This window comes from Allobosea sp. RIT-PG3_2, from assembly GCF_057321085.1.
On record NZ_JBXWCA010000001.1, the window covers coordinates 372,673 to 392,639 of the forward strand.

General features: G+C 64.3%; 18 protein-coding genes and 1 pseudogene. 9 read left to right on the forward strand and 10 right to left on the reverse strand.

Going from position 1 to position 19,967, the window contains the following annotated elements; translation table 11 throughout:
* Positions 1-40: 40 nt before the first annotated feature.
* Positions 41-291, forward strand: a pseudogene (locus AC2FAN_RS01610) (transposase); the annotation flags it as partial.
* 77 nt (positions 292-368) lie between these two features.
* A protein-coding gene (locus AC2FAN_RS01615; protein ID WP_485172468.1) for an IS3 family transposase occupies positions 369-1,471 on the forward strand; the annotation gives its coding sequence in 2 pieces (ribosomal slippage) (positions 369-630 and positions 630-1,471; 1,104 coding nt in all).
* 158 nt (positions 1,472-1,629) lie between these two features.
* Here AC2FAN_RS01615 and AC2FAN_RS01620 read toward each other — a convergent pair.
* The 4 genes from AC2FAN_RS01620 to AC2FAN_RS01635 all read right to left on the reverse strand — a co-directional run bounded on the left by AC2FAN_RS01620 (position 1,630) and on the right by AC2FAN_RS01635 (position 5,199).
* Entirely contained in the window at positions 1,630-2,850 is a 1,221-nt protein-coding gene (locus AC2FAN_RS01620; protein WP_485172469.1) for a phosphoribosyltransferase-like protein, read from the reverse strand.
* Between the two features lie 191 nt (positions 2,851-3,041).
* A complete protein-coding gene (locus AC2FAN_RS01625) occupies positions 3,042-3,440 on the reverse strand; it encodes a hypothetical protein (RefSeq protein WP_485172470.1) in 399 nt (132 codons plus the stop codon).
* A gap of 52 nt (positions 3,441-3,492) precedes the next feature.
* Positions 3,493-3,855: a hypothetical protein gene (locus AC2FAN_RS01630; protein WP_485172471.1), complete on the reverse strand. Its 363-nt coding sequence runs from the start codon at positions 3,853-3,855 to the stop codon at positions 3,493-3,495.
* A gap of 201 nt (positions 3,856-4,056) precedes the next feature.
* Positions 4,057-5,199 carry an alanine racemase gene (locus AC2FAN_RS01635; RefSeq protein ID WP_485172472.1) on the reverse strand — a complete coding sequence of 381 codons (1,143 nt, stop codon included), beginning with the start codon at positions 5,197-5,199 and terminating at the stop codon, positions 4,057-4,059.
* Positions 5,200-5,297: 98 nt separating this feature from the next.
* On the opposite strand from AC2FAN_RS01635, the gene AC2FAN_RS01640 reads away from it, so the two are divergent.
* Together AC2FAN_RS01640 and AC2FAN_RS01645 are read left to right on the forward strand one after the other, a co-directional pair.
* Positions 5,298-6,203, forward strand: a complete 906-nt coding sequence (locus tag AC2FAN_RS01640) for a LysR substrate-binding domain-containing protein (RefSeq protein ID WP_485172473.1) — start codon at positions 5,298-5,300, stop codon at positions 6,201-6,203.
* A gap of 246 nt (positions 6,204-6,449) precedes the next feature.
* Positions 6,450-7,454 carry an asparaginase gene (locus AC2FAN_RS01645; RefSeq protein WP_485172474.1) on the forward strand — a complete coding sequence of 335 codons (1,005 nt, stop codon included), beginning with the start codon at positions 6,450-6,452 and terminating at the stop codon, positions 7,452-7,454.
* Between the two features lie 152 nt (positions 7,455-7,606).
* On the opposite strand, the gene AC2FAN_RS01650 is transcribed toward AC2FAN_RS01645, so the two are convergent.
* From AC2FAN_RS01650 to AC2FAN_RS01670, 5 genes are all read right to left on the reverse strand, one after another.
* Positions 7,607-8,956 (reverse strand): LLM class flavin-dependent oxidoreductase, encoded by a 1,350-nt coding sequence (locus AC2FAN_RS01650; RefSeq protein WP_485172475.1) that lies wholly within the window; start codon positions 8,954-8,956, stop codon positions 7,607-7,609.
* Between the two features lie 24 nt (positions 8,957-8,980).
* Complete coding sequence (locus AC2FAN_RS01655; RefSeq protein WP_485172476.1) at positions 8,981-9,730, reverse strand: ABC transporter ATP-binding protein; 750 nt, start codon at positions 9,728-9,730, stop codon at positions 8,981-8,983.
* Positions 9,727-10,593 (reverse strand): ABC transporter permease, encoded by an 867-nt coding sequence (locus AC2FAN_RS01660; protein WP_485172477.1) that lies wholly within the window; start codon positions 10,591-10,593, stop codon positions 9,727-9,729. Before AC2FAN_RS01660 ends, AC2FAN_RS01655 begins: the two co-directional genes overlap by 4 nt.
* A 27-nt stretch (positions 10,594-10,620) precedes the next feature.
* On the reverse strand, positions 10,621-11,664 hold the full coding sequence (locus AC2FAN_RS01665) for an ABC transporter substrate-binding protein (protein WP_485172478.1): 1,044 nt from the start codon (positions 11,662-11,664) through the stop codon (positions 10,621-10,623).
* 326 nt (positions 11,665-11,990) lie between these two features.
* Positions 11,991-12,536, reverse strand: coding sequence for a cupin domain-containing protein (locus tag AC2FAN_RS01670; RefSeq protein WP_485172479.1), 546 nt, complete (start codon positions 12,534-12,536; stop codon positions 11,991-11,993).
* Between the two features lie 136 nt (positions 12,537-12,672).
* Between AC2FAN_RS01670 and hisD the strand changes: the two genes are divergently transcribed.
* The 5 genes from hisD (at position 12,673) to AC2FAN_RS01695 (ending at position 18,406) form a co-directional block, all read left to right on the forward strand.
* Positions 12,673-13,980 (forward strand): histidinol dehydrogenase, encoded by a 1,308-nt coding sequence (gene hisD / locus AC2FAN_RS01675; RefSeq protein ID WP_485172480.1) that lies wholly within the window; start codon positions 12,673-12,675, stop codon positions 13,978-13,980.
* A 125-nt stretch (positions 13,981-14,105) separates the two neighbouring features.
* On the forward strand, positions 14,106-15,158 hold the full coding sequence (locus AC2FAN_RS01680; RefSeq protein WP_485172481.1) for an ABC transporter substrate-binding protein: 1,053 nt from the start codon (positions 14,106-14,108) through the stop codon (positions 15,156-15,158).
* 181 nt (positions 15,159-15,339) lie between these two features.
* Complete coding sequence (locus AC2FAN_RS01685) at positions 15,340-16,410, forward strand: ABC transporter ATP-binding protein (protein ID WP_485172482.1); 1,071 nt, start codon at positions 15,340-15,342, stop codon at positions 16,408-16,410.
* Entirely contained in the window at positions 16,407-17,576 is a 1,170-nt protein-coding gene (locus tag AC2FAN_RS01690; protein WP_485172483.1) for an ABC transporter permease, read from the forward strand. The genes AC2FAN_RS01685 and AC2FAN_RS01690 overlap by 4 nt, the downstream gene beginning before the upstream one ends.
* Positions 17,573-18,406, forward strand: coding sequence for an ABC transporter permease (locus AC2FAN_RS01695; protein WP_485172484.1), 834 nt, complete (start codon positions 17,573-17,575; stop codon positions 18,404-18,406). Before AC2FAN_RS01690 ends, AC2FAN_RS01695 begins: the two co-directional genes overlap by 4 nt.
* Before the next feature lie 141 nt (positions 18,407-18,547).
* On the opposite strand, the gene solA is transcribed toward AC2FAN_RS01695, so the two are convergent.
* On the reverse strand, positions 18,548-19,729 hold the full coding sequence (solA, locus tag AC2FAN_RS01700) for an N-methyl-L-tryptophan oxidase (RefSeq protein ID WP_485172485.1): 1,182 nt from the start codon (positions 19,727-19,729) through the stop codon (positions 18,548-18,550).
* Positions 19,730-19,967 lie beyond the last annotated feature (238 nt).

Here is a 19,967-nt window from a genome sequence, read left to right on the forward strand (position 1 = left end):
GGTCTGTGGTGTGATTCACGGTGTCTAGGAGGATGCCGTGATGGGGGATTTGTTTCTGCTGAGCGAGCGGCAGATGACACGGATATCGCCGCATTTTCCGCTGTCGCACGGCGTATCACGGGTCGATGATCGGCGCGTGGTCAGCGGTATCGTCTATGTCATCCGCAACGGCCTGCAGTGGAAGGACGCGCCCAAGGATTACGGTCCCCACAAGACGCGTCTCACAACCGCTTCCTCCGCTGGAGCCGGCTCGGCGTCTTCGACCGGATCTTCGCCGGGCTTGCCGGTGATCTGAGCCCTTAAAACTGGATCGCTTTGAGCTAGAGTTTTCCGCGTCGTTTCCCATGGGCTGGGAGGAGCGGAAGACGATGAAGGATTCGAAGTTCTCGGACGCGCAGAAGGCGTTCATCCTGAAGCAGGGCGCGGATGGGATTCCGGTGGCGGAGATCTGCCGGCGGGCCGGGATCAGCCAGGCGACCTACTTCAACTGGAAGAAGAAGTACGACGGGCTGCTGCCGGCTGAGATGCGCCGGCTGAAGCAGCTCGAGGACGAGAATGCGAAGCTGCGCAAGCTCGTCGTCGACCTCGCGTTGGACCGCGAGATGTTGCAGGACGTCATCCGCCGAAAGCTCTGAGGCCTGGTCGCAAGCGCGAGCTTGTCGGCACGATGTGTGGCGAGTGGCAGGTGTCGATCCGGCGGGCCTGTGCGGTCCTGGAATTCGACACCTCGAGCTACCACTACAAATCGTGCCGGCCCGACCAGGCCCCCTGGGCAGCCCGGATCAAGGCGATCTGCGAAACCCGCGTTCGCTACGGCTATCGCCGTGTCGACGTGCTGCTGCGGCGCGAGGGCTGGCATGTCAATCAGAAGCGGATTCGAAGGATCTACAATGAGTTAGGCTTGCAGCTCCGGAACAAGACGCCCAAGCGACGGGTCAAGGCGAAGCTGCGCGAGGACCGCGCGCCCGCGACGCGGCCCAACGATATCTGGGCGATGGACTTCGTCCATGACCAGCTCGCCACCGGCCGCAAGATCCGGGTTCTGACGGTGGTCGACACCTTCTCGCGCTTCTCGCCGACCGTCGATCCGCGCTTCAGCTACCGGGCCGAGAACGTCGTCGCCACGCTTGAAAGGGTCTGTGCGAAACTGGGCTATCCGAGGACGATCCGGGTCGATCAGGGCTCCGAGTTCGTCAGCCGCGACCTCGACCTGTGGGCCTATGCCAAGGGCGTCACCCTGGACTTCTCACGGCCAGGCAAGCCGACCGACAATGCCTTCATCGAGGCGTTCAACGGCCGCTTCCGCAGCGAATGCCTGAACACGCATTGGTTCCTGACGCTTGCGGATGCGGCCGAAAAGATGGAGGCTTGGCTCAGATACTACAACGAGGATCGGCCGCACGGGGCCATCGGCAACAAGCCCCCGATCCTGCTGCAAAATCCCGGCGGAGCGCCCAGCTCACCGTCGTGATTGAAGGCCGGAAACTCCAACCTCCGGCGGTCCAGCAAATGGTCTCGGATCAATCAAACTCAGGACTCTCCCTCAGGTCGGAGGAGAAATGGGTCTCAGGTCACGCATCCCGGGTTGTGAAACCCGGCACCGCTTGCGCGGTGCATTGCTAGACGACACTACGGAGCCCTCAACTGGGTTGGAAAATAGAGCTCATCATCTTGGCGGGCAAGTATTAGCGCCCCGTGCTTTGCTGCTTTCCACCGCAATTCGCGCCGTCCCAGTTTGGTCCGTCGACGGGTCGGAGATAACCATCCAGCAATTGACGCCACTTCCACAATTTCGGTGACTCTGGCGATTGGCAGGCGCGTTCGCGCGGAGAGGCCTTCTATGGACTGCAAACCGCTTCTCACGGCGTGCAGAACAAGCATGGTGTGCGTCCACACGCTGCCCGATTGCTTGTGCAGAATCTCGCGGGCATTCCTAACACCAAGCAATTCTGTCGATTGCTTTACAACATGGTCCGAAGTGTCCGCAACTTGATCCAGCTCCGACATTAGCGTGCTCCGGCCTTGAAAAAGCGGTTGCCAGCCGTTCAGCGAGCTATGAAATATCTGGGGTGCGTTGTTCGGAATGCCGTGAGAAAACGCGATTAGCGAGCCGGTGGCGTTGAACCCCATCGGCCACTTTGATCCCTTCGGATACTTTTTGCACAGATCCTCGATGGCTTTGAGGTCGGCTCCCATGAAGGTCTCACTGACGACGGGACATGCCGCGTAGATCGTCAATGTTGGATTGAGGCGATGGTCAGCCACAGTCTTGGCACCCCATTCTGCGGCTGAATAGTAAACGACCTCGAATTCAATAAGCCCATATGACCGCCAACTCTGGATGCTCGCTACATTTCCGAAAGCTTCCAGCATCTCGCAGGCACGCTTACCCGAGCCGATGAAGTCAGTGACGATGACAATTTTTCGGACCCGCTTCGCTCGCAAATCATCGGGCCCAGGATGAGATAGAACTGTAGCTGGATTGGCATTGCGGAATTTAGATATCAGGGCAGCCAGGATGCCTTCGCTGCCAACATCCTGCCTATTAGGCGACACTAAAACCGGCTGGACGCCATGACCCGTGGCTCGTCCTCGTTCAGTCTTTGGGAACAACGGCAACACAGTGCCGTCTGCTTTAGCCATCTCTCGCTCGGCGTAGAGCGCGATCACCTGACCTGCTTCCCTCGCGCAAGCGGCGATCACCGCGAGTTGCTTGGTCATCTTTGAATTGAACTCGCTGGCACTAATTAGCAGCAATCCATCGAGCAACTTCTTTGCTATCGGCTTGTCAACAGTATCGAAGTTTTGCAGCCAAGCCTCGCCTGCAGCTGTACCCGATAGAAAGCTCATTGTGGTTTCATAGTCCCAGTCATGCGAACTCGCTCCACGTTCAGCGGTATATGCATCTCGCCCCACATGAGCGACTTATAGACTCTGAACGTTGGCGACGCTTTCGACTAGTGTGCCACAGCCCGCCTCGGGTTAGCGCTCGTTGTTGTCGGCGGCGATCGATCGAAAAGCTAACGTCGGTGCATACGGGCTTACGGCTGGCAGACGACATAACCGACTGCTCCGATTTCCGCGCAGGCAGAAAAGAAGCCCATCAGGATCCAATACAGCTGAACGAAATTCGGCCTGGGCGGATGACCGTCAGCGGCTTGCGCAAAGCCATTGGCAACGTCGGTACGGCTCAGCGAGGAGGTAACGATAAAAACCCGGCGGACGACATCAGGCGCCCCGACCACTTGGCCAATCTTGACCTCAACCTCGTCGCGTGCGCCGCCGCGGATGTACCGAGCGATTGCGGTCATCGCTCCATCATTCCGATAGCTAGTGTCCCAGCCTTCGTATTTGACCGCCATCACATCTCCGGCGAGGTTAAGCCGGCCGAGATTCTTGATGCCCTGACCGACGGCATCATGAAAGGCGGATGCGCTCAACGAACGATCGCCGTGCTTGGCGTGATAGAAGCTGATCGTCGCCGGGGTCGTCTCAGTCGCGACGCCGATAAAAATCGGCCCACTCGTCGCCGAGATCGTCGCAGATGAGCACGTCCTCACGCGCAACGCTGTCCACGACAGCGCGGAAGACCGAACCTTGCGAGAACTCGGCCTGTCCGTTCGCGAACGATCCCTTCTCGCTTGTGGCCGCACCGAGCGAGGGATTCGCGATGAGGTGCCGCAGGAACATTTTTCCGCCGCCGACCAGCGCGTCGTCTCGGAAGAGCGTACCGTTCACATACGCTAGGCTGAGATCGTTGAAGAGGACAGTAAACATATCTTCCTCATCAACGTATCGCGAAAGGGGTATGCGATCTTCATCCGCGCCAAGCCCAAGCGCAGCATCTTCGACCATCACATCGGTGAACAGAGGCTTCTCAAGTTGCCTGAGAGCGATCCGGGTTTTGCCGATCCGGAGCGCGCCAACCCTGTCGCAGGCATCTAGGGAGTCTCCAGACTCCAGACGGATGACCGCGACCAGCTCCTTGCGGGCGACTTCGTCGGCGTTAATCCCTGATGAACTTTCCTCCCCGCGATGATCTGAATAATTGATCGCCTACCAGCCGCCGAAGCGTTCCCACCGGACGAGCGCTTTGCCGCCTTCGGCGGGGATGACATCGTAGGCATCGAACTGGCTCGCCGTCGCGCAGGCATGGTTCGGCAGGATGCGCAGCCTGGCGCCAATTCGAAAATCAGGCAACGTCGCGCGACTACCGGGCCTCACGGTTACGATGCCGTGTTCCTGGTTCGCCGACGCCAGGATGAGGTCGGGGATTACGCAGCCCTCCGCGTCGCAGACGACTCCGTAACCCTGGTCCACGGCCTGGTTCGCCGTGCCCCGGTCGCGAGACATGGCCATCCAGCCGGCATCGACAAGAATCCAGCCGCGACAGCGCTGGTGTCCGATCACGGTCGTCAGCACCGAGAGGGCAATGTCGTCGGTCGCGCAGACGCCGATACCGGCCATGAAAAGGTCGAAAAACGTAGAGACGCCCGCCCGGATTTCCGTCACGCCGGCCAAGTTGCGGGCGGCAAGCGCGGTCGGGGTCGAGCCGACGCTGACCACGGGGCATCGCAGACCGGCATCTCGGAGCCGCGTCGCGGCCCTAACCGCCGCGGCGCGCTCCCGCTCGGCGAATTCCGCCTGGGCTTCTTCGCCGACCGCGCCGTAGCTTTCGCCGGCATGGGCCATCACGCCCCGGAGTTCCGCTCCCTCGCTGAGCTGGCGTCCGATCCGGATCAGCGCGTCGTCCTCCGGACCGATACCGCCCCGGTGGCCGTCGCAGTCGATCTCGATCAGCGCCGGAATTGGCGAGCCTGCCGCCCGGGAGGCTTTCACTACGGCATCAGCCTGCTCGGTCGTATCGAGGATCACAGCGAGTTCGCAGCCAGCGGACCGAAGGGCAGCGACGCGGGGCAGCTTCTGCGGGGCGATACCAACGGCATAGAGGATGTCCCGGACGCCGGCTGCAAAGAACATCTCTGCCTCTCGCAGGGTCGAAACCACTGCCGGCCCGTTGCCATCCGCAAGAAGCCGACGGGCAACTTCTATGGATTTCGCGGTCTTGAGATGCGGGCGGAGCGCCACGCCGAGCCGTGCGGGGCGCTCGCGCAGCCGGTCGATATTGGCGAGCATTCGGCTTTCCTCGAGCAGCAGTGCTGGCGTGGGCAGCGCGGCCAGCTTGTCGGCGACTTTCATGGTTGCCTCCCGTCCTGAACGTGTCGGGCGGGACCTTAGCCGTTCGCGCATCCAGGCAGAATTTACCTGATCTGCATCTTGGATTAAGTCTGAGCTTAATGCTGACGTCTCAGGATCTGTCCTTCTTTTCCGCAGTCGCCCGGGCGCGTTCGCTCGCAGCAGCAGCCCGCGAGCTCGACGTAACGCCGCCGGCCGTGTCGCAGCGCCTGCAAGGCTTGGAGGCTCGTCTCGGGGTTCGACTGGTGAACCGCGCAGGTCGTCGCCTGACGCTGACTGCCGAGGGGACGTTGCTCGCCGAGCAAGGTGGCGACGTGCTGGAGCGAATGGAAGGAATTTCGGCTTCGCTCCTCCAACGACGCAATACCGTAAGCGGCCGCCTGCACGTTGCGGCGCCATTTGGGTTCGGCCGCGCCCATGTCGCGCCGGCGATGGCAGAGATGCGCCGCCGCTTCCCGCAGGTCGAGCTCACACTGACGCTGCACGACGATCCCGGCAGCGTCCGCAGCGAGCAATGGGACGTGATCGTCCAGGTTGGTCCTCTGGCCGACAGCGCGCTTGCACTGCGACGGCTGGCCCCGAACCGGCGAATCCTGTGCGCTGCGCCGGCCTACCTCGCTGCACGTGGCGCGCCCGAAACACCGAGCGACCTGGAACGGCATGTCTGCGGCGTCATTCGTGAAGACCGGGCCGACGTGACGCTGTGGAGCTTCTCCGCAAAGGATGGAGACACGGCCACAGTTCGTGTCCGGCCGGCGCTCGTCAGCAACGACGGCGAGGTCATCAAAGGCTGGGCCCTCGCCGGGCTCGGGATCGTTCAGCGATCGGAGTGGGACGTTGCGGACGACTTACGCGACGGGCGGTTGGTCGAGGTACTCTGCCCCTGGCGCCTGCCTGACGCCGACGTCGTGGCACTGCTCGGCCCACGTCAGGGCCGGGCAGCCCGGATGGAGCATTTCGTGCAAATTCTAAAGGATTGCTTGTCACGCACGCCTTGGCGGCGGTGAGAAGGTGCGACGTCCGGCATCCGCTTGCCGGTCAAGCCAAGAGCATTCAAAGCACTGCGCGGCGATGGATGCTTTCAGAATGTGGCTGGCGGATCAAATCGACGAAAGGCCGGCTTCTTTTTAGCCAGCTATCTGGCGTGGCTCCTCCTAGTCGTATCCGGCATAACGCAATGAACGATCGTCGCTGGCCCAAGGTTGCGCTCCGTGCGATTTGTTGACCGAAGCGGCCAGATGCATCGAGCTGATATGACAAAACACGAGGCGAAGGATCTGCCACGGATCACGGTGATCGGGACCGGTGGAACGATCGCGTCTGCGGCTGCGAGCGCGGACGATTTTCACAATTACAGCGTCACCAGCACCGCAAAGGAAATTCTGGCAGCCGTGCCCCAGATCGCCGAGCTGGCCCGCATCGAGATCCAGCAGCCGATCAATATCGAAAGTTTCCGGATCGACAATGCGATCCTGCTGGACATTGCCCGTGCCGTGGCCTCGGCCGTTCAAGACCCTCAAGTCGATGCCGCTATCGTCACACACGGCACGGATACGCTCGAGGAAACGGCCTATTTCCTGAATCTGGTCGTACCGACCGACAAGCCTGTTGTTGTCGTCGGCGCAATGCGCCCGGCCAATGCGTTAAGCGCCGACGGTCCCCTCAATCTTTATAATGCTATCCTTACGGCAACCGCGCCAGAATCCGCCGGCAAGGGTGTGCTGGTTGTGGCGAACGGCCATGTATTTGGCGCGCGCGACGTCGTGAAGCGCGACACGTCTTCGGTCGACGCCTTCCAAGCCAACAAGTATGGAATTCTCGCCGAGATCAGCGGGAAATCTGTGCAGTTTTTGCATCGCTCGGAGCGTCTTCATACGCGGCGGAGCGCATTCGATATCGCTCGTCTGGATCGCCTTCCGCAGGTCGATATCTTGTTCGACCATCCGGGCGCGGGTTCTTACCTTTGCGAAGCCTGTGTGGCTGCCGGTTCCAAGGCGCTCGTCGTCGCGGGCATGGGCAACGGCAGTCTGTCACCGGGCATGCGCAAGGGGGCAACCGTCGCGCGCAATGCAGGCGTCACAGTGATCCGTGCCAGCAGAACCGGCCAAGGCATCGTTGCTCCCCTACGCAGCGACGCCGAGCTCGGCCTTCTCGTCGCCGGTTCACTGACGCCGCAAAAGGCGCGAATCCTGGCGGCGGTCGGCATCGCGAGCGAGATCCCGCACGAGGATCTACAAGCACTGTTCGAGACGTACTGATTTATCGGCGCCCGCGAGCGTATCGTTGATAAATCACTACCCTAGCCCGCCTCGGGGAATGCTATTCGAGACGGCCTTGGATTCGCGGAGATCTGGCACATCGGCCGCTATGGCGGCGGTTCAGGCTGCCAGGCGCGGGACGGCGCCCGCGCTCATGCGGAGCGCTTCGCCGGCACCGCTGGATCGAAGTGGCTGGGAACGGGGTCCAGGCCCAACCGGTCGCGGAGCGTCCCGTCGCCATACTCGCTTCTGAACAGGCCGCGGCGGCGCAGCAACGGGACAACCTCGCCCGCGAATATCTCGAACTGTGCCGGCAGGATCGGCGGCATGACGTTGAAACCGTCAGCCGCGCCGGACAGGAACCAGTCCTCGATGATGTCGGCGATCTGCTCCGGCGTTCCGGTCGCGGTGAAATGGCCGCGCGCGCCGGCCAGGCTGTGCAGCAGGCCGCGCAATGTCGGCCGCTCGCGCGCGACAAGGGCGGTGATCGACTGGGCCCGGCTGCGCGAGGCCTGAACCTGCGACGGGTCGGGGAAGTCGTCCGCCGACAGAACCTGGTCGAGCTTGAGATGCGAAAAGTCGTGTCCGCCGAAGCGGCTCGACAGCCTGGCCAGTCCGACGCTCGGGTGTGAAAGTTCGTTGAGCTCCTCCCAGACCCGCCTGGCTTCCGCCTCGGTCGAGCCGATCGCCGCGCTGAGGCCCGGCAGGATGACGATCTGGTCCGGGCTCCGGCCAAGCGTACGCGCTTGCGTCTTGATGTCGGCGTAGAAACCGATCGCGCTTTCCTTGGTGAGATGCGCGGTGAAGATCGCCTCGGCGTAACGTGCGGCGAAGGCGCGGCCGTCGGTCGAGGCCCCGGCCTGGACGAAGACCGGGCGCCCCTGCGGCGAGCGCGGGATGTTGAGCGCACCGGCCACGCTGAAATGGCTGCCGCGATGCTCGGCGCGCCGGACGCGATCCGGTTGGGCATAGATTCCATGCTCGCGGTCGTCGATGACGGCGTCCCTTGCCCAGCTGTCCCAGAGCTTGGAAACAACCTCGACGAAGTCGTGGGCGCGCGCATAGCGCTGGTCGATGCCGAGCTGCGTCTCCCCGCCGAAATTGGCTGCGGCGCCCGGTGCCCAGGAGGTCACGATGTTCCAGCCGATCCGCCCGCCGCTGAGGTGGTCGAGCGAGGCGAATTGCCGGGCGAGGTTGTAGGGCTCATTATAGGTCGTCGATGCGGTGGCGATCAGCCCGATGCGTTCGGTCAGCGCGGCGAGCGCGCCGAGCAGCGTTAAGGGTTCCAGCTCGCCACGCGCAGCATGGGCCAGCTCGTCGCCGAGCGCGAGCTGGTCGGCGAAGAAGATCGAGTCGAGCTTTGCCGCCTCGGCCGCAAGCGCGAGATCGCGGTAGTAGGCGAGATCGCTCAAGGCCTTCTTCGTCGAGGCGGGATGGCGCCAGGCCGTTTCGTGATGGCCGCGGCCGTTGATGAAGAGATTGAGGTGCAGCTCGCGTGACATGGCGGATCGACCTGTGAGTGGGAGCTAAATGGCATCGGAGACGCCGAGCGCCGCGAGCAAATCGCCGCGCAAGGCCTCGAAACGGGAATCCTTGAGCCGGGGATGCGCCAATGCCACCGGCCGGTCGACGACGATGCTGCCGCCCTCCATCACGAGGACGCGGTCGGCGAGCTTGATCGCCTCGTCGACATCATGGGTGACGAGCAGCACGGTCGGCTGATGCTGGCGGATCAGGCGGAAGAGCAGCTCATGCATCTTGATCCGCGTCAGCGCGTCGAGCGCGCCGAAGGGCTCGTCGGCGAGAAGCAGGCGCGGCTGGCGCACGAGCGAACGCGCCAGCGCGACGCGCTGCTGCTCGCCGCCGGATAGGTCGTTCGGCCAGGCATCCTCACGCCCGGCCAGGCCGACATCGACCAGGGCCGCGCGACCGCGCTCATCCGCATCCGCCACGCGCAGACCGAAGACGACGTTCTGCAGCGCGTTCTTCCACGGCAGCAGCCGGGAATCCTGGAAGAGAACGGAGCGATCGGCGGGAACGCCGATCCGCCCCTCACCCTCGACGCCGTCGTCGAGCCCCGCGATGGCGCGCAAGAGCGTGCTCTTGCCCGAGCCGCTCTTGCCGATGAGCGCGACGAACTGGCCCGGCGCGAAATCGAGCGAGACATCGCTCAGCACATTGCGGCCCGAGAAGCGGCGGGTGACGCCGCGCAGCGTGACGGCAGCCGAAGCGACGCCGCCCGGCGGCAGGTGCAGCGGATGGGCCGAGGCGTTCACGAGGCGAGCGCCTTGCGATAGGACAGCGCCTTGCGTTCCCAGTGCCTGACGGCGAAATCGGAGCCGAGGCCGAGAATGGCGTAGATCGCGAGGCCGACGACGATGATGTCCGTCTGGCCGTAGTCGCGGGCGCGGTTCATCAGATAGCCGATGCCTTCGCTGGTGTTGATCTGTTCGAGCACGACGAGAGCGGTCCAGCAGGTCGTGACGGCGAGCCTCAGGCCGGTGAAGAAGCCCGGCAGAGCACCCGGCAGGGCAACTTCGCGCAGGAAGGCGCCGCGTGTCAGCCCGACGCTGCGGGCGAGCTCGACATGGCGGATGTCGATACCCCTCAGCGCGGCGTGGGTGTTGATGTAGATCGGCACCAGCACGCTGGAGGCGATCAGCGCGATCTTCATCGTTTCGCCGATTCCGAGCCAGAGAATGGCAAGCGGAATCAGTGCCAGCGTCGGCACGGCCCGCTTGATCTGGACCAATCCGTCGAGCGAGGCCTCGCCGATCCGGCTGAGGCCGGAGGCGAGCGCCATCGCAAGCCCGATCGCGACGCCGATGCCGAGGCCGAGATAGGCTCGCTTGGCCGATGCGAGGAAATGGTCGGCCAATGTGCCGTTGGCGAGAAGCTCGAAGCCGGTGAGCAGAGCGGTCGATGGCGCCGCGAGGAACCTGGGAGAGAGCCAGCCGAGGACAGAGGCGAGTTCCCAGATTACGATGAGCGCGACCGGGCCCAGCAGGATTCCTCCTGTCGGCAGCCGTCCGGGCGCCAGCTTGGGCAGCCGGCCCGCATGCGCCCCGGACGTGCGGGCGGCATGCCCCTCGACACCCGCTTCTGCCTGGAATGCGGTGGCATAGGTGATCAGGCTCATGGCGGTCCTTTCGTCCGAACCGGGACGTCAGTTGGTCTTGGTCGCGATGACCTCGTCGAAGCGCAGGTCGAATTCGTCGCGCGCATCAAGCCGCTTCGGCAGGTCGCCCGCTTCATGGATCACGTCGATGAGCGATTGCTGCTTGGCGATCAGGCTGGCCAGCAGCGGAAACTGGTAGTCTCCCTCGGACTCGACGATCTTGCGCCCATCGGCCGGCTTCAGGTTCTGACGCTTGACGTAATAGGCATCGACCCAGGCATCGACATTCTTGTGGGACCAGCGGCTGGCGTCGATCCAACCCGCGACGAATTCGCGGATCGCCGCCGCCTTCGCCGGATCGTCGAGCGCCTTCTTGCTCGCGTAGAGATAGGTCAGGCTTTTCGGCAGCCTGTCGTTCTGCTCCTTGGGCAGCGCGCTGGCGCCGCGATCGGCGAAGTCGGTGAGATAGCGCGAGAAATGCGGCTCGTTGAGCGCGGCGACATCGACCTGGCCGGTCCGGATCGCGTCGGGAAAGTCGGCGGCCCTGAGCGGCACAAGCTTGACGTCCTTGCGCGTCAACCCGGCAAGCTTCAGCGCGTTCAGCACGAAGGGCTGGCGCCCGGTGCCCTCGCCATAGGTGATGCTCTTGCCCTTCAGTTCCTCGAGACTGTTGATCTTGAGGCCGGGACGGACGGCAAAGAAATAGTCTGTCTCGGAGGAGACCCGCGCTGCGACGATCGGGATATTCTCGCCCGCCGCATGGGCCTGGATCGGCGGCGTGTTACCGACCGTCGCGAGATCCAGCGCGCCGGCCCGGAACGCCTCCAAAATCGCCGGCCCACCGAGGAAGTTGGCATAGGTGACGGTGCTCGACAGCTGATCCTGCACGCCGGAGGCCCGGATCAAGGTCTGCAGCGCTTCATTCTGATCGGCAACGACCAGCTTCGTGCCGGCGGGAATCTGCGATGGCAGAACTCCCTGTGCCTTTGCGGCTCCGGCGACAGAGACGATGAACGGCACGAGCAGCGCCGCCTTCAGCAGCGCGCGGCGGTCGGCTTCGAAGCGTTTCGAATGCTCGGTCGCATCGACCATGTTCGTACCCTTTCGCGGATTCGTGTTCGACGCCGATCCAGCGCCGAGGCATCAAATCTTGCGAAAGGATCGTTCGTTAAGTCAAACGAATGTTCTTTTTAATATACGACGCAATCCCGAAGAACCTTCCAGCATCACAACCTGATACGAGAAGGAATAGGTCGAACAGCCCAACGCGGCGGCCGACAAGGCCGATTGCCGATCCGCGTCGGCACGCCAACCGACGCTGGTCGCGCCACGCTATAATTACGTTCCTCCGCCCTGAGCGGAGATTGAGTTCGGCTCTGAGAGCCGACAATCGCAATACGCCCACCCTCGCCCGGCCTCTAATAGGTAGGAGGCGTGATGGCGCTCACGATTTCGCTCGTTTCCGTCGAGGCATTCCGGAATCGGTGCGGCTCCCGGCTGTCGAAATAATAACCATCGCCAGGCTGCAGGATCGACGTCCGGCCCGCGACCGTGACTTCGACGGCGCCGCGGATGACCAGGCCACCTTCCTGGGCCGAGTGGGAGAAGGCCTCGCCCGTATCGGCGCCGGGAGCGTAGGTCTCGTGCAGCATCAGCATCGAGCGGTTAGGAAAGCCCGTTCCGATGACGCGGTAGGAAATGGCGTCCACGCGGCCGATCTCTGTCATTTCCGCTGCCCGGCAGAAGGGATTTGGCGGTGAAACGGCGTGAAAATCCAGAAAGAAGCCCGATAGCGTCGTGCCGAGCGCGTCGAGGATGGCGTGCAGCGTATCGAGCGACGGGCTGATCAGGTCCCGCTCGATCAGCGATACCGAGGAATGGGACACGCCCGAGCGCAAGGCGACGGCGCGGACGGAGAGCTTCCGGCGCTGGCGAAGCTCCCTCAAACGGTCGCCGACCTTCATGGAAAGCCTCCTTCGTGCGGGCGCAGCATCTGAGCGCAACTGGTGATTATTTTCAACACGCCTGCCCGCCCTCCTTGCGTTGCCTCGATGCGCCACGGAAGCTTGCAGCTCACTCCTGCTCACCGGAACACACTGCATGTCCAAGTCTGATCCCGCCCTGGAAGACCGGATAACGCGCATCAAGGCGCCCCAGCGCAGTGCCTGGAGCGACAACACCCCCGTCGAGGCCACGGTGAAGGCCGTTCTGGAGGCGGTGCGGCGGGACGGCGACGCCGCCCTGCGGCATTATTCCCGCGAGTTCGACAAGGTCGATATCGAGGCATTCGAGGTCACGCCCGCGGAGCGCGCCGCTGCGCTCGAAGGACTCGAGAAGCAGACACGCGCTGATACCGAATTCGCGATCGAACGGGTGCGGAGCTTCGCCGAGGCGCAGCGCAAGACGCTGTTGCCCCTGGAGATCGAGGCGCTGCCGGGCCTGCATCTCGGGCACCGCATCATCCCGATCGCTCGCATCGGCGCCTATGTGCCGGGTGGGCGTTATCCGCTGCTGTCGGCGCCGATCATGACGATCGTGCCGGCCAAGGTCGCCGGCTGCGACGAGGTCATCGCCTGCCTGCCGCCCGCAGCCCATCCGGCGATGATCGCCGGCTGTCATCTTTCCGGTGTCGACCGGATCTTCCGCGTCGGCGGCGCGCAGGCGATCGCCGCGATGGCATTCGGCACGGAAAGCATTCCGGCCGTCGACAAGATCGTCGGCCCCGGAAACGCCTATGTGAACGAGGCCAAACGGCAGGTCTTCGGGCTGGTCGGCATCGACCAGTTGGCCGGGCCGAGCGAAATCTTCGTCGTCGCGGACGAGACCGGCGATGCCGTGACGATCGCGGTCGATCTGCTGGCACAGGCCGAGCATGACGTGCGCACCCGTGTCGGCCTGATCACCACCGATCGCACCCTGGCGGAGAAGGTGCTCGTCGAGATCGAGCGCCAGCTCGGCAATCTTTCGACTGCGCCGGTGGCCGCCGCCGCCTGGCGCGATTATGGCGAGATCGTCGTCTGTGCCGACGAACCGGCCATGCTTGCCTATTCCGATCATATCGCCGCCGAGCATCTCGAAGTGCACACGCGCGATGCGCATGCGACGGCGGCGAAGCTGCGCAATTACGGGTCGATCTTCATCGGGGTCGCCGCGAGCGTGGTCTATTCCGACAAATGCTGCGGCACGAACCACACGCTGCCCACCATGGCGGCCGGGCGCTACACCGGCGGCCTCTGGGTGGGTTCCTATCTCAAGACCTGTACCCATCAATGGCTCGACGAGCGCGGCGTCGCGGCCGTGGCTCCGCCGGCCATGCGCCAGAGCGCGAGCGAAGGCCTGGAGGGGCACAGGCGGGCAGCGGCGCTGCGGCTCGCGCCGGCGCAGTTGCTGAGCGAGATCGGAGCCTGACCGGCGACAAGATTTTCCGGAAACCCTCTATCGCACCACGAAAAAGGGGGTTCCAATGAGGGCAACAACGATCCTGTCCGCGAGGGGCGGAGCGGGTCGCTGCAGCAGAAGCAGGGAGAAGATCCATGACGTTTCTGAAATCCATACTCGGCAGCACCGCGCTCGCGGCGGGGCTCGTCATCGCCGGCCTCGGCGCGGCATCCGCCCGTGACCTCACCGTCGTATCCTGGGGCGGCAACTACCAGGACGCGCAGCGCAAGATTTACTTCAAGCCCTTCGCCGACAAGAGCGGCAAGCCGGTCCTCGACGAATCCTGGGACGGCGGCGTCGGCGTCGTCCAGGCGAAGGTGAAGGCGGGAACGCCGAACTGGGACGCCGTGCAGGTCGAGGCCGACGAGCTCGCCATCGGCTGCGCCGACGGCCTCTACGAGAAGCTCGACTGGACCAAGCTCGGCGGCAAGGACAAGTTCCTGCCGAGCGCCGTCAGCGATTGCGGCGTCGGGGCGATCGTCTGGTCGACGCTCCTTTCGTACGATTCCGACAAGCTGAAGACGGCGCCGACCTCCTGGGCGGATTTCTGGGACACCAAGAAATTCCCGGGCAAGCGCGCCCTTCGCCGTGGACCGAAATATGCGCTCGAATTCGCGCTGATCGCCGATGGGGTCGCGCCGAAGGACGTCTACAAGGTGCTGCGCGACAAGGGCGGCGTCGATCGCGCCTTCAAGAAGCTCGACGAGATCAAGTCCGACATCGTCTGGTGGGAATCGGGCGCCCAGCCCCTGCAGCTGCTGAAGTCCGGGCAGGTCGTGATGACCTCGGCCTATAACGGCCGCATCAGCGGCATCAACAAGACCGAGGGCACCAAGTTCAAGACCGTCTGGCCGGGCAGCATCTACGCGGTCGACAGCTGGGTGATCCTGAAGGGCAGCCCGAACAAGGACCAGGCGATGGACTTCATCGCCTTCGCCAGCCTGCCGGAGAACCAGTCCAAGCTGCCGCAGGACATCGCCTACGGCCTGCCCAACAAGGCCGCCGCGGCCGCCGTCCCTGCGGATCTCGCCGCCGACCTGCCGACGGCGCCGCAGAATCTCGAGAACGCGATCGCGATCGACGTCGATTACTGGAACGACAACATCGAGGACCTGACCAAGCGCTTCAACGCCTGGGTCGGCAAGTAGGTCGGCAAGGAGGTCGGCAACCAGCCGCCTCCGGTTTGCCGCTCGTCATCCAACAAGTCCCCGGGCGCGCGAGAACGTGCTCGGGGCTTGCCGGCCGACCGCTTGGCGTGCCCTGCCCTTCCGGCAATCCTCGCCGCGGCCGCAACGGCTTCGCCTCATCCGTCACGGGAATATTGATCCTTTGCGAGATCCGGATCCGTTCATTCATTTCGAGGCCATCAGCAAGGTATTCGGCACGGTAACCGTGGTCGACTCGCTCGATTTCCATGTCGCGCGGGGCGAGTTTGTCAGCCTGCTCGGCCCATCGGGCTCGGGCAAGACGACGCTCCTGATGATGCTCGCCGGCTTCGAGACGCCGTCCGGCGGGGGCATCCATGTCGACGGACGGCGCGTCGAGCATCTGCCGCCGCACAAGCGTGAGATGGGCGTCGTCTTCCAGAACTACGCCCTGTTCCCGCACATGACGATCGCGGAGAATGTCGGCTTTCCGCTCAAGATGCGGGGCGTCGCCCGGGCGGAGCGCGAGACGCGGGTGAAGCGCGCGCTCGACCTCGTGCGCCTTGGCCAACTCGCCGACCGCAAGCCTTCCCAGCTCTCCGGCGGCCAGCAGCAGCGCATCGCGCTCTCCCGCGCCCTCGTCTACGAGCCCAAGGTCGTGCTGATGGACGAGCCCCTGAGCGCGCTCGACAAGCAATTGCGCGAGCATATGCAGCTCGAGATCCGCGCGCTGCATCGCGAGCTCGGGCTGACGGTGATCTTCGTCACGCATGATCAGGGCGAGGCGCTGACCATGTCGGATCGTGTCGCCGTGCTGAACCGCGGAAAGATCGAGCAATTCGATACGCCGTCGGGCCTCTACGACCGGCCGCAGACACGCTTCGTCGCCGAGTTCATCGGCGAGACCAATCTGCTGGCGGGGCGCGTGTCGCAGCGCCAGGGCGAGGTCGCGACGATCGCGCTTGCGGCTGGCGGGAGCGTGACCTGCGACAGGGCGGCAGCCTTTGAGGCCGGCCATGACGTCATGGTCTCGGTTCGTCCTGAAATGCTGCATCTCGTGCCGGATGCTGCTGCGAACGCATTGCCGGTGACGATCGAAGACCATGTCTATCATGGCGATCACATCCGCCTGCACCTCGCCTATGGCGAGAGCCGGCTCGTCGCCAGGGCCGGGCGCCGCGATGCGGCACCGCCGATCGGCAGCAGGGCGTTCGCCAGCTTCGCACCCGGCGATTGCTCGCTGGTGGCACCATGAGCGCGCGCCTCCGGGCAACGCTCCTCATCCTGCCGCTGGTGGTGTTCCTCGGCCTGTTCTTCCTCTGGCCGCTCTGGATGATGGTCTCCACTGCGGTGCAGGGTGGCACCGTTCGGCTGGCCTTTCCGCAAACGGCAATCGCCATCGCGAGCTGGAATGGCAACAGCCCGCCGCCGGCCCCGCTGCAAGCTGCACTCGTCCGGGATTTGCGGGCCGACACGCCGCAGGAGCGCTTCGGCGATGCCGTGCGCACGCTCAACAGCCAGCAGGCCGGCTTCCGCACGCTGCTGCCGCGCACGGCCCGTGCCGTACGGGAAGCTGGCGAAACCGACGTGGCAGACCTCGTCACGGTCGATCCGCGCTGGGGCGACCTAGCCTATTGGCTGGCGTTGAAGCGCAGCATGCCGGCTTATACGGACGCCAATCTGCTGGCGGCGGTCGACCTCAAGCGCAATGACGATGCGCGGATCGAGCCGGTCGAGTCCGACTTCGTCGTCAACCGCGCGATCATGCTGCGCACCTTCATCATCGCGGCACAGGTGACGCTGCTCTGCGCGGCGATCGGGTTGCCCTTCGCGATGCTGGCGGCGAGCGTATCCGGGTGGAAGCGCAATGCGCTGCTCATTGCCGTGCTGCTGCCGCTATGGACATCGCTGCTGGTGCGCACGGCGGCCTGGCTCATCCTGCTGCAGGATAACGGGCTCATCAACCAGACGTTGCGTGCGATCGGGCTGATCGATTCGCCGCTTTCGCTCATCTACAACCGCACCGGCGTGCTGATCGCCATGACGCATGTGCTGCTGCCGCTGATGGTGCTGCCGATCTATGCCAGCCTGATCGCAATCCCGCGCAACCTGATGCCGGCCGCCGCGGCGCTGGGCGCGGCTCCGCTGCAAGCCTTCCGCCACGTCCTGCTGCCACTTGCGATGCCCGGATTGCTCTCGGGCTCGCTGCTCGTCTTCATGGTGGCGCTCGGCTACTACATCACCCCGGCCCTAACCGGCGGAGCGGGCGACCAGATGATCAGCTCGGTCATCGCCTTCTACGCCACGGGAACGGCCAACTGGGGCATGGCTGGCGCGCTCGGCCTGTTCCTGCTGGTGCCGACAACGGTGCTCTACATCGTCTACAATCGGCTTTCGCGCACGCCGCTGGTGCAGACATGAGCGGGGCTTCGATTCGTCCGGGCGGCGTGGCCTTCAACACGTTGAGGCTCGCCTTCGGGGCGCTGGCCGTCGCCTTCCTGCTTTTGCCGCTCGTCGCGATCCTGCCGCTCGCCTTCACCGACAGCGTCTTCCTCGTCTATCCGATCACCGGTCCCTCGACGCGCTGGTTCGGCGCGCTCGCGCAAAGCCAGGCCTGGACCCGCGCAATCGTCAATTCGCTGATCATCGGCACGGGCGCGACAGTCGTCGCGACCGTGATCGGGACACTGGCGGCACTCGGGCTGAGGCGCGAGCTCGTGCCGTTTTCCGGGCTGCTGCGCTCGGTTTTCCTGCTGCCGATGGTCGTGCCTGCCGTGGTGCTCGGCGTCGGCATGCAGATCCTCTACGCCCGCATGGGCTTGGCCTCCAGCTATCTCGGCGTCATCATCGCTCATGCCGTGCTGTGCGTGCCCTTCGTGCTCGTCAATGTCGCGAGCTCGCTCGCCAGCATCGATCCGGCGCTGGAACGGGCCGCCGCTAGTCTCGGCGCATCCCCGGTCAAGGTCTTCAGAAGCGTGACGCTGCCGCTGGCCATGCCGGGCATCCTGACCGGCGCCGTCTTCGCCTTCGCCACTTCGCTCGACGAGGTGGTGATCACGCTGTTCGTCGCCGGCCCCAACCAGACGACGCTCGCCCGCCAGATGTTCTCGTCGCTGCGCGAAAACATCAGCCCGGCGATCGCAGCGGCGGCCTTCATCATCATGATCCTGACGTTCGTGCTGCTCCTCGCCGTGAAGGGTGCCTCGCTCTACCAGGCGCTGCGCAAGCGGCAGAGGATCGAGATCAGCTAGCTCGGGCGTCATTACGAAGGCATGTGTCGCTTCGGTTTCGATTTGCGCCACCTGGTGCCATCCTGGCGTGGCGGTCATGCTCGCGATCGCCGCTCGCCCGCCGCGACGTGTTGAAGATCGGGCAAGCCGCGCGCAGCAGACTTACCCTAGCTTAGCGTCACGGCCATCGCGTCGGTCGAAACGTCCCAGCCGGAAGGACGACAGGTCGATACGGCTTGAGCCATCCAGGACAAGCTGGCTCACGGCTTCGCCGATCGCGGCCGAATGCTTGAAGCCGTGCCCTGAGCATGGCGACACCACGAGAACGCGCTCGCTGCGCGGCCATCGATCGATGACGAAGCCGCCATCGGGCGAAACAGTGTAGAGGCAGGTCGCGCGACGCGAGACATCGACATTCAGGCCATCGAGCCGCCCTTCGATCGCCTTCGCGTAAAACTCCCGCGATTCAGCCTCGTCGCTCGAACGGTCGAAATGGTCCGGGTCGACGAAAACGGACTTCTCCCCATGCGCAACCTTCACCGAGCCGTCGATCGCTGGAAAGCCGTAGAAGCCCTGCCGCTCGCCTGACGCCCAGATGAAAACCGGTGCGTCCTTCCACTCGCGGGCGGCCGCGGACTCCAGACCGTACCAGTGAAGGATTTCGCGCGTAGGGCGCAGCAGGCTGGTGAAGTCCGGGCCGAGCAGCTTGCTCGCCCAGGCCCCCGCGCTCACCACGACGCGGCCCGCGCGGATCGTATCATGGTCGGTCCTCAGCTCGACATGATCACCCTCCGGAACGATCGCCTGGACGCGGGTGTCGAGCGACAGCCGCGCACCTGCCGCGACGGCGAGGCGCAGTTGCGCGGAAACGCAGTGCTCCGGCCGCAGATAGCCGCCCTCCGGCTCGACATAGACCCGCTCGCCCTCGGCCGCGTTCAGCCAGGGATAGCGGCGTCGCGCTTCGACGGCATCGACGACTTCGTGGTCGATCCCCTCCCCTTGCGCGACCGCGGTGACGCGATCGACATAATCTCCGGAGCCCTGGCCCGGCCCGCCGCCAGAAACAGCCAGGAAGCCGACCTGGCCGAACAGGCTCTCGCCGGTGCGTGCTTCCAGTTCCTTCCATATCTCGTGGGATCGCCGCACCAGCGGCACCAGCTCCCTGCCTTCCGCCACTGCAAGCCGCGTGATCCGCGTTTCGCCGTGGCTCGAACCAAGCTGATGCGGCGGACTGAACTGGTCGATTCCGAGGACCTTCGCGCCGCGCGCCGCGAGCTGAAACAGGGCGGCGGAACCCATGGCGCCGAGGCCGAGAACCGCGATATCGACTGATTTCCGGACCATGCAGCACTCGCGACAGCTCGCCGCCCGCAGAGATTCGCGGCGGGTTTAAAGGGTTGAAGGCGATCGCTCACATTGTTGGAGCGGGCGCATCCAGGCCGTCAATATTAGACTACTAACTTAGTAGATTATCTGCTCGACGGCGTTCGTTTGTGGAAAGACTTCCACCGTCCACGGCTCCGGGGGAATTCTCTTCTCAGGTCTATCGAGTGCCGCCTGCCGGGCGGATCGGATCGGGAAT